8 protein-coding genes and 1 riboswitch are annotated in these 6,000 nt (G+C 71.1%); of the genes, 3 read left to right on the forward strand and 5 right to left on the reverse strand.

Annotated elements, in window-relative coordinates; all coding sequences use genetic code 11:
- Positions 1-45: 45 nt before the first annotated feature.
- Positions 46-567 carry a winged helix-turn-helix transcriptional regulator gene (locus tag ACFQU4_RS36930; protein WP_377502049.1) on the reverse strand — a complete coding sequence of 174 codons (522 nt, stop codon included), beginning with the start codon at positions 565-567 and terminating at the stop codon, positions 46-48.
- Positions 568-658: 91 nt separating this feature from the next.
- Between ACFQU4_RS36930 and ACFQU4_RS36935 the strand changes: the two genes are divergently transcribed.
- On the forward strand, positions 659-1,219 hold the full coding sequence (locus ACFQU4_RS36935; RefSeq protein WP_377502052.1) for a dihydrofolate reductase family protein: 561 nt from the start codon (positions 659-661) through the stop codon (positions 1,217-1,219).
- A gap of 143 nt (positions 1,220-1,362) precedes the next feature.
- Entirely contained in the window at positions 1,363-1,932 is a 570-nt protein-coding gene (locus tag ACFQU4_RS36940) for a hypothetical protein (protein ID WP_377502055.1), read from the forward strand.
- Here ACFQU4_RS36940 and ACFQU4_RS36945 read toward each other — a convergent pair whose 3' ends face one another.
- Genes ACFQU4_RS36945 through ACFQU4_RS36960 form a run of 4 tightly spaced genes read right to left on the reverse strand, consistent with a single transcriptional unit; the run spans position 1,933 to position 5,551 of the window.
- Positions 1,933-2,682, reverse strand: a complete 750-nt coding sequence (locus ACFQU4_RS36945) for an energy-coupling factor transporter transmembrane component T family protein (RefSeq protein WP_377502058.1) — start codon at positions 2,680-2,682, stop codon at positions 1,933-1,935.
- Complete coding sequence (locus tag ACFQU4_RS36950) at positions 2,679-4,349, reverse strand: ABC transporter ATP-binding protein (protein WP_377502061.1); 1,671 nt, start codon at positions 4,347-4,349, stop codon at positions 2,679-2,681. Before ACFQU4_RS36950 ends, ACFQU4_RS36945 begins: the two co-directional genes overlap by 4 nt.
- Positions 4,339-4,944, reverse strand: a complete 606-nt coding sequence (locus ACFQU4_RS36955) for an ECF transporter S component (protein ID WP_377502064.1) — start codon at positions 4,942-4,944, stop codon at positions 4,339-4,341. Before ACFQU4_RS36955 ends, ACFQU4_RS36950 begins: the two co-directional genes overlap by 11 nt.
- Positions 4,937-5,551 carry a YkoF family thiamine/hydroxymethylpyrimidine-binding protein gene (locus tag ACFQU4_RS36960; protein ID WP_377502067.1) on the reverse strand — a complete coding sequence of 205 codons (615 nt, stop codon included), beginning with the start codon at positions 5,549-5,551 and terminating at the stop codon, positions 4,937-4,939. The genes ACFQU4_RS36955 and ACFQU4_RS36960 overlap by 8 nt, the downstream gene beginning before the upstream one ends.
- 45 nt (positions 5,552-5,596) lie before the next feature.
- Positions 5,597-5,705: riboswitch (TPP riboswitch) on the reverse strand.
- A 106-nt stretch (positions 5,706-5,811) separates the two neighbouring features.
- Here ACFQU4_RS36960 and ACFQU4_RS36965 point away from each other — a divergent pair.
- Positions 5,812-6,000, forward strand: a 189-nt coding sequence (locus tag ACFQU4_RS36965) for a hypothetical protein (RefSeq protein ID WP_377502070.1), incomplete at its 3' end; no start/stop codon positions are given.

Here is a 6,000-nt window from a genome sequence, read left to right on the forward strand (position 1 = left end):
AGCGACAGTTTTTCACGTAACGTGAAAAACTGCGGGGCCCGGCGATCAGGCCAGGACCGGCGCCTCGATCTTGCCGGCGACCACATCGAGGTAGGCCTCCTGCAGGCGCTGCCGGACCGTCTTGCCCTCGGGATCGGGCGTGATCACGGCGCCCAGGTGCTCGGCCCGCAACTCCTCCATGAACCGGTCCCACATGGGCTGGCCGCCGTCGGTGAGCAGCCGGGCCCGGATCGACAGCTCGTCGCTGACCGGCAGCCACTTGGTGCCCCAGGTGCCGAGCGCGGCCATGATCGGGATCAGCTCGATCGAGCGCTCGGTGAGGCTGTAGATCGCCTTCTGCTTGTGGGTCGGGTCGTCCGAACGGGTCAGCATGCCCGTCTCGACGAGCCGCTTCAGCCGGCTGGCCAGGATGTTGGAGGCGATCCCCTCCTCCGACCCGGTGAGCAGTTCGCGGAAGTGCCGGCGGCCGCCGAAGATCATGTCGCGCAGCACCAGCAGGCTCCACTTGTCGCCGAATACCTCGAGTGAGAGGTTGATCGGGCAACCCGAACGGTGTGCCTCGGCCATGTCCACTCCTTCTAGTTGCGCAATGCAACCATCGTAGCCTACCGTTGCCTGTGCTTGCGATTTGCAAGCAGTTACCGGAAGGGGAACCACCATGGGCCGGTTGATCTACTCGATGATCACCTCGCTGGACGGCTACACCGAGGACGCGAACGGAGCCTTCGGCTGGAACGCCGTCGAGGACGAGGTGCACGCCTTCGTCAACGAGCAGTACGCCGATCTCGGCACCTACCTCTACGGCCGCCGGATGTACGAGACGATGGTCTATTGGGAGACCGCGGACCGGGAGCCCGACCAGCCGCAGGTGGCGATCGACTACGCGAAGGTCTGGCAGGCGGCCGACAAGATCGTCTACTCCAGCACGCTCACCGAGGCGACCAGCGCCCGAACCAGGATCGAGCGGACCTTCGATCCCGAGGCCGTACGGCAGCTGAAGGAGTCCTCCGACCGCGACCTCTCCGTCGACGGCCCCACCCTGGCCGGAGCCGCCATCAAGGCCGGATTGGTGGACGAGATCCACCAGCTGATCTGCCCCGTGATCGTCGGCGGCGGCAACCGGTTCTTCCCCGACGGAGCCCGGCTCGAACTCGAGTTGAAGGACGAGCGCCGGTTCGACAACGGGGTGGTCTGGCTTTGTCATCGCCCACAGAGTTGACGCAGGTTCTTCCCCTCAGGGGTGGATTTGGCGCAAGATAGGCGGAGCTCGGGGAACAGCGTTGGTCAAAGTAAGGGGTAGGGGACCACATGCGGTTTGCCGACGCCCAGGCGCTTGCCTGGCACGATCCGTGGCCTAGCGAAATGAAGATCACCACCACGGTCGACGACGAATTTCTTCTGCAGTACCTGTTCTTCCGGGCCGCGCACGGGCTCCGGTCATCGACGCCGATTCCGGAACTCGAGCCCGATCCACCGCCCAGCGTCCGGCATCTCTCCCGGGTCCAACAGGCCGAGTGGGACGTCGCCTGGGACCAGGGCTGGCGTGACCTGTGGGCCTGGCGGAGCAGGCTGGACGGCTGCCGCAACACCGGCACCATGCACGGCTTGTTCACCCGGATCGGGAAGCCGCCGCTGTGGCCGATGGAGCGTGGCGCGTACTTCGACCGGGACGCCTTCAGCTCCTGGAAAGAAACGCTGATCGACGCCGACCGGAACCGGGCGGCCCGCGAGCGGCCGGAGAACCGGTTCGTCGCGGAGCTGGCCTCGGCCTGGCGGCGCGGGCTGCACGAGATCGTCGTGCTGCCGTACCGCGGGGAGTTCTATCGCTCCGTCGGCGGTTTCGCGCTGGAGCTGTCCCGGACCAGCTATCTCAGCCCGACGTCGTTCCCGGCAGCCCTGTCGGACTTCGGGGCCAGCCGGCTCAGTCGATGATCATGGGAGCAGCAACGCTGCTCCGGTGATGATCATGGTGATCGCGAGGGCGACGCCGCCGGCCAGGACCAGGTCGGCGGTGCCCAGCGGCACCGGTCGCCAGACGGTACGGGGCCGGTCGCCGAGACCGCGGGTCTCCAGGGCCAGCGCAGTGCGCTCCGAGCTGCGGATCGACGCCACCAGCAGCGCGAACGCCGCGCGGGCGAACTGGCGCGGACCGAAGCGCGGCCGGCCGTCCCGGCGGACCGGTCCACGCACCGCCTGGGCGGCCCTGATGGTCGCCCAGCGGTTCGGCATCGCCTGCAGCATCCGGTGCCCGGCCAGGATGGCGTACGCATAGCGCGGGCTGAGCCGGGCCTGGCGGACCAGGCTGACCATGAGGTCGCGCGGCGGGGTCGAGGCCAGGAACCCGATCGTCAGCACCCCGATCACCAGCCCGCGGAGGGCCAGCGCGACGCCGAAGGTCAGGCCCTCGACGGTGACCCGGACCGGCAGCTCGGGCAGCAGTTCCCGGCCGGGCCGGCTGAGCGCGTTGACCGCGACCAGCCCGACCCCGAAGGCGAGGAACGGAAGCTGCGCCGCCAGCAGCGTCCGCCACGGGACCCGGGCGCCGAGCCGGATCGCGGCGAGGGCGCTGACGTACCCGATGATCAAGGGGTACGGATCGGTCAGGAACAACGTCGCGACCGAGACGGCGAACAGCAACGCGAGCTTGACGGCCGGGTTGCGGCGGCCCAGGACGCTCGTCATGGGGACACCCGTTCCTGGAGCGCGGCCGCGTCCAGCCCGGTGAGGACCGACCGCAGCGCCGCCTCGTCGAGCGGTTCGGCGGCGAGCCGGTGCAGCAGCCGCGGCGCGCGCAGCCCGGCCCGGGTCAGCAGGGCCTCGTCGCGGAGCAGCCCGAGCGGCGTCGTGTCGGCAAGCAGCCCGCCCTGCCCGAGGACCAGCACCCGATCGGCGTAGCCGGCGACGGCGCGCAGATCATGACTGGAGAACAGCACGCCGCGGCCCGTCGCCGCCGTCTCGGCGAGGGTACGCAGCATGGTGATCGTCGCCGGCCGGTCCAGGCCGAAGCCGGGTTCGTCGGCGAGCAGGTGGGGCCGGTCGTGCAGCAGCATCGCGGCCAGGCTGACCCGGCGCTGCTGGCCGCCGGAGAGGCGGTACGGGTTGCGGTCGGCGAGGTCGGTGAGCCCGAACCGGCGGAGCAGCTCGTCCACCCGGGAGCTGCTCTCCGGCGGCAGGCCGAAGGCGAGTTCCTCGGCCACCGTGGCGGCGGCGAACTGGTGCTCCGGGTTCTGGAACACCAGCCCCGGCCGCGGCCCGTCGACCCGGCCGGCCAGCGGGCGCTCCAGGCCGGCCAGGCAGCGCAGCAGCGTCGACTTGCCGCTCCCGTTCGCCCCGACCAGGGCCGTCACCTCGCCCGGCCGGACCTCCAGGTCGACCTCGCTCAGCACCGCCCGGCCGCCCCGCCCCACCGACAGGTTTCGTGCCCTGAGCACGGCCCGTCGATCCCTGAGCTGGTCGAAGGGCAAGGGTGATGGCACGTGGTTAGGCCCTTCGACAGGCTCAGGGCGCGTGGCGGTGAGCAGGGCCTCGAGGGCGACCGGATCGTCCAGTCCGCCGGCCAGCCCGAACGCGGCCCGGAGCTCCAGCTCGATCGGCAGCCAGCAGCCCTGCCCGACCAGGTCCCGCAGGGCTTCCGTACCAAGATCATCGGGCGGTCCGTCGTGCCGGATCAGGCCGTCGGAGTCGATCACCACCCAGCGGTCCGGCAGTTCGAGCGCGTCGTCGGTCAGTTCGTCCAGCCGATGCTCGACCAGCACGCAGGCCGCGCCGGTGCCGCGCCGGGCGGCCGCGATCGCGTTCCGTACCGCGTCCACCCCGGCCGCGTCGAGCATCGAGGTCGGCTCGTCGAGCAGCAGCAGCCGCGGCTCGGTGGCAACGGCGGCGGCCAGCGCGACCCGCTGCAGCTCACCGCCGGACAGCTCGGCCGTGTCCCGGTCCGCGAGCCGAGTCGCGTCGGCCCGGTCCAGGGCGGTCCCGACGGCCGGCCCGATCGCGGCCGGGTCGACGGCCAGGTTCTCCAGCGGGAACGCGACCTCGTCGGTCACGGCGGACAGGCAGACCCCGGACTCCGGGTCCTGCGCCACGACGCCGATCAGGTTGGCCAGCTCGGCGATCTCATGATCAGCGACCCGCCGGCCGGCCACCGTGAGCTCGCCGGTGACCTCGGCGTCGATCGCTCGCGGCACCGCCCCGTGCAGCAGCCGGAGCAGCGTCGACTTGCCGGAGCCGGACGGCCCGAGGACGAGGACGTACTCGCCGGGCCGGACGACCAGGTCCACCGGACCGAACCGGCCGCCGCCGGGATAGCGCGCGGCCAGCCCGACGGCGCGGACGGCCGGCTCAGCGGGCACGGCGTTCCTCGCGGACGATGGCGAACTGGTCCAGGACGCCGGTCCGGAGCAGCGCGTCGACGATGACCTTGGCCAGCAGGCCGCCGAGCACCAGGCCGGACGCGAGCTGCAGGCCGAGCCGGAGCAGCAGGATGTCCTGGCCGAACCAGGCGTACCGGAACGCCGAGAAGACGAACACCAACCCGGCGCCGAGCAGCCCGGAGAGCGCGTACGTCAGCCAGCCGAACCGCCGGTACCGGGTGATGGCGAACGGCAACTCACTGCCGGCACCCTGCAGGGCCGCCGCGACCATCAGCAGCGGGCCGACCGGCGAGCCGAGGAAGACCACCTCGACCACCGACGCGATCACCTCGGCGATGATCCCGACGAACGGCCGCCGGATGATCGCCACCGCGATCGGCGCGACCAGCAGCCAGCCGCCGAGCAGCACGTGCTGAGCAAGATCACCGGCCGGTCCCATCGCGACCGCGAGCAGGTTCCAGGCCTGGACCAGCGCCCAGTAGAGGAAGCCGAAGACGACGCCGAGCATCACCATCAGCACGATGTCGCGCAGCGGCAGCTTTCGTCCCTTGTCGATCTTGGTCCGGTCAGCCATGGGACGGGCTGTTCAGCGAGACGGTCAGGTGGCTGGTCACGTGCTGCACGCTGCGGCCGACCATCACCCAGCCGGCCACCACGGTCGCCAGCACCGTGCCCAGGTCGCCCTCGAGCCGGGTGACGAAGTGCTCCGAGGCCCGGAACGTCCCGTTTGCCTTGGCCAGGTCGATCGCCGCGTAGATGTCGCGCATGTGGTCCGGCTCGATCCCAGCCCGGACGTCGTCGGCCAGCGGATAGAGCGCCCACTCAGCCGCGGCGAACCGCCCGGTCTCCTTGCCTTCCGGTACGTCGACGGGCCGCGGACCCGCTCCGCCCGGCAGCTCGCAGACCACTTCGCCCGGGCAGCCGCGGGACAACTGCACGGTGATCGAGGCGTGCTCTCCGGTCCCGGCTATGGCGGCGGCGAGGTCGGTCAGGTAGCGCAGCAGCTCGGCCTCACTCCCGCCGAGATAGGTGCTGACATCACCGGTCTGCACCACGAGGTCGCCCGGATCCGTTGCCTGTAAGGCGTTCGTAATGACGTCGACGTACCGGTCGGTCATCACCGCCACCGTCACCCGGGCCCCGACACCGAACCGCATCGGGTCGTCGCTGATCTTGGTCACAGAAGTCCCCTGCCTTCTCGTCGGCACGGGGACCGGGGCACGCTGCCCCACCCAAGTTTCGCTTCCTGCGCTGGCATGACCCAGATCAGGTTCAACGGTCGGAGTTCGAGTACTCCCTCTCAGCCCGGCTCACCGGACTCCCGTGCTCAAGATCAACTTACCCCACCCGTCCCGCACCCCCACCCCGGTCTCGACGACCGAACACTCCTCGTACCCGCCGATCCCGAAGCGAGTGAATCCGCACCTGGGCGGAGCGGAGAGTGAGCCGAACGAGGTGCTCCGCGCCGGGCCTCGCGGACGCGAGTCCCGGGTGTCTTTCGGCGGAGCAGGACCGGGCGTCGGGGCGGGGCCGAGAAGCCGGTGCCGGGCCGGGCCCGGACGGGGCGGGGGCCGGGGCCGGGCGCGGGCGGGGCGGCGCCGAGCGGGCCGGGCCGAGCGGGCCGGGCCGA

It is taken from the genome of Microlunatus sp. GCM10028923 (genome assembly GCF_042666975.1).
Classification (GTDB): domain Bacteria; phylum Actinomycetota; class Actinomycetes; order Propionibacteriales; family Propionibacteriaceae; genus Microlunatus.

Coding starts and splice junctions, on each gene's coding strand:
- ACFQU4_RS36930 (WP_377502049.1), bottom strand. CDS start 567: ATGGCCGAGGCACACCGTTCGGGTTGCCCGATCAACCTCTCACTCGAG.
- ACFQU4_RS36935 (WP_377502052.1), top strand. CDS start 659: ATGGGCCGGTTGATCTACTCGATGATCACCTCGCTGGACGGCTACACC.
- ACFQU4_RS36940 (WP_377502055.1), top strand. CDS start 1,363: ATGAAGATCACCACCACGGTCGACGACGAATTTCTTCTGCAGTACCTG.
- ACFQU4_RS36945 (WP_377502058.1), bottom strand. CDS start 2,682: ATGACGAGCGTCCTGGGCCGCCGCAACCCGGCCGTCAAGCTCGCGTTG.
- ACFQU4_RS36955 (WP_377502064.1), bottom strand. CDS start 4,944: ATGGCTGACCGGACCAAGATCGACAAGGGACGAAAGCTGCCGCTGCGC.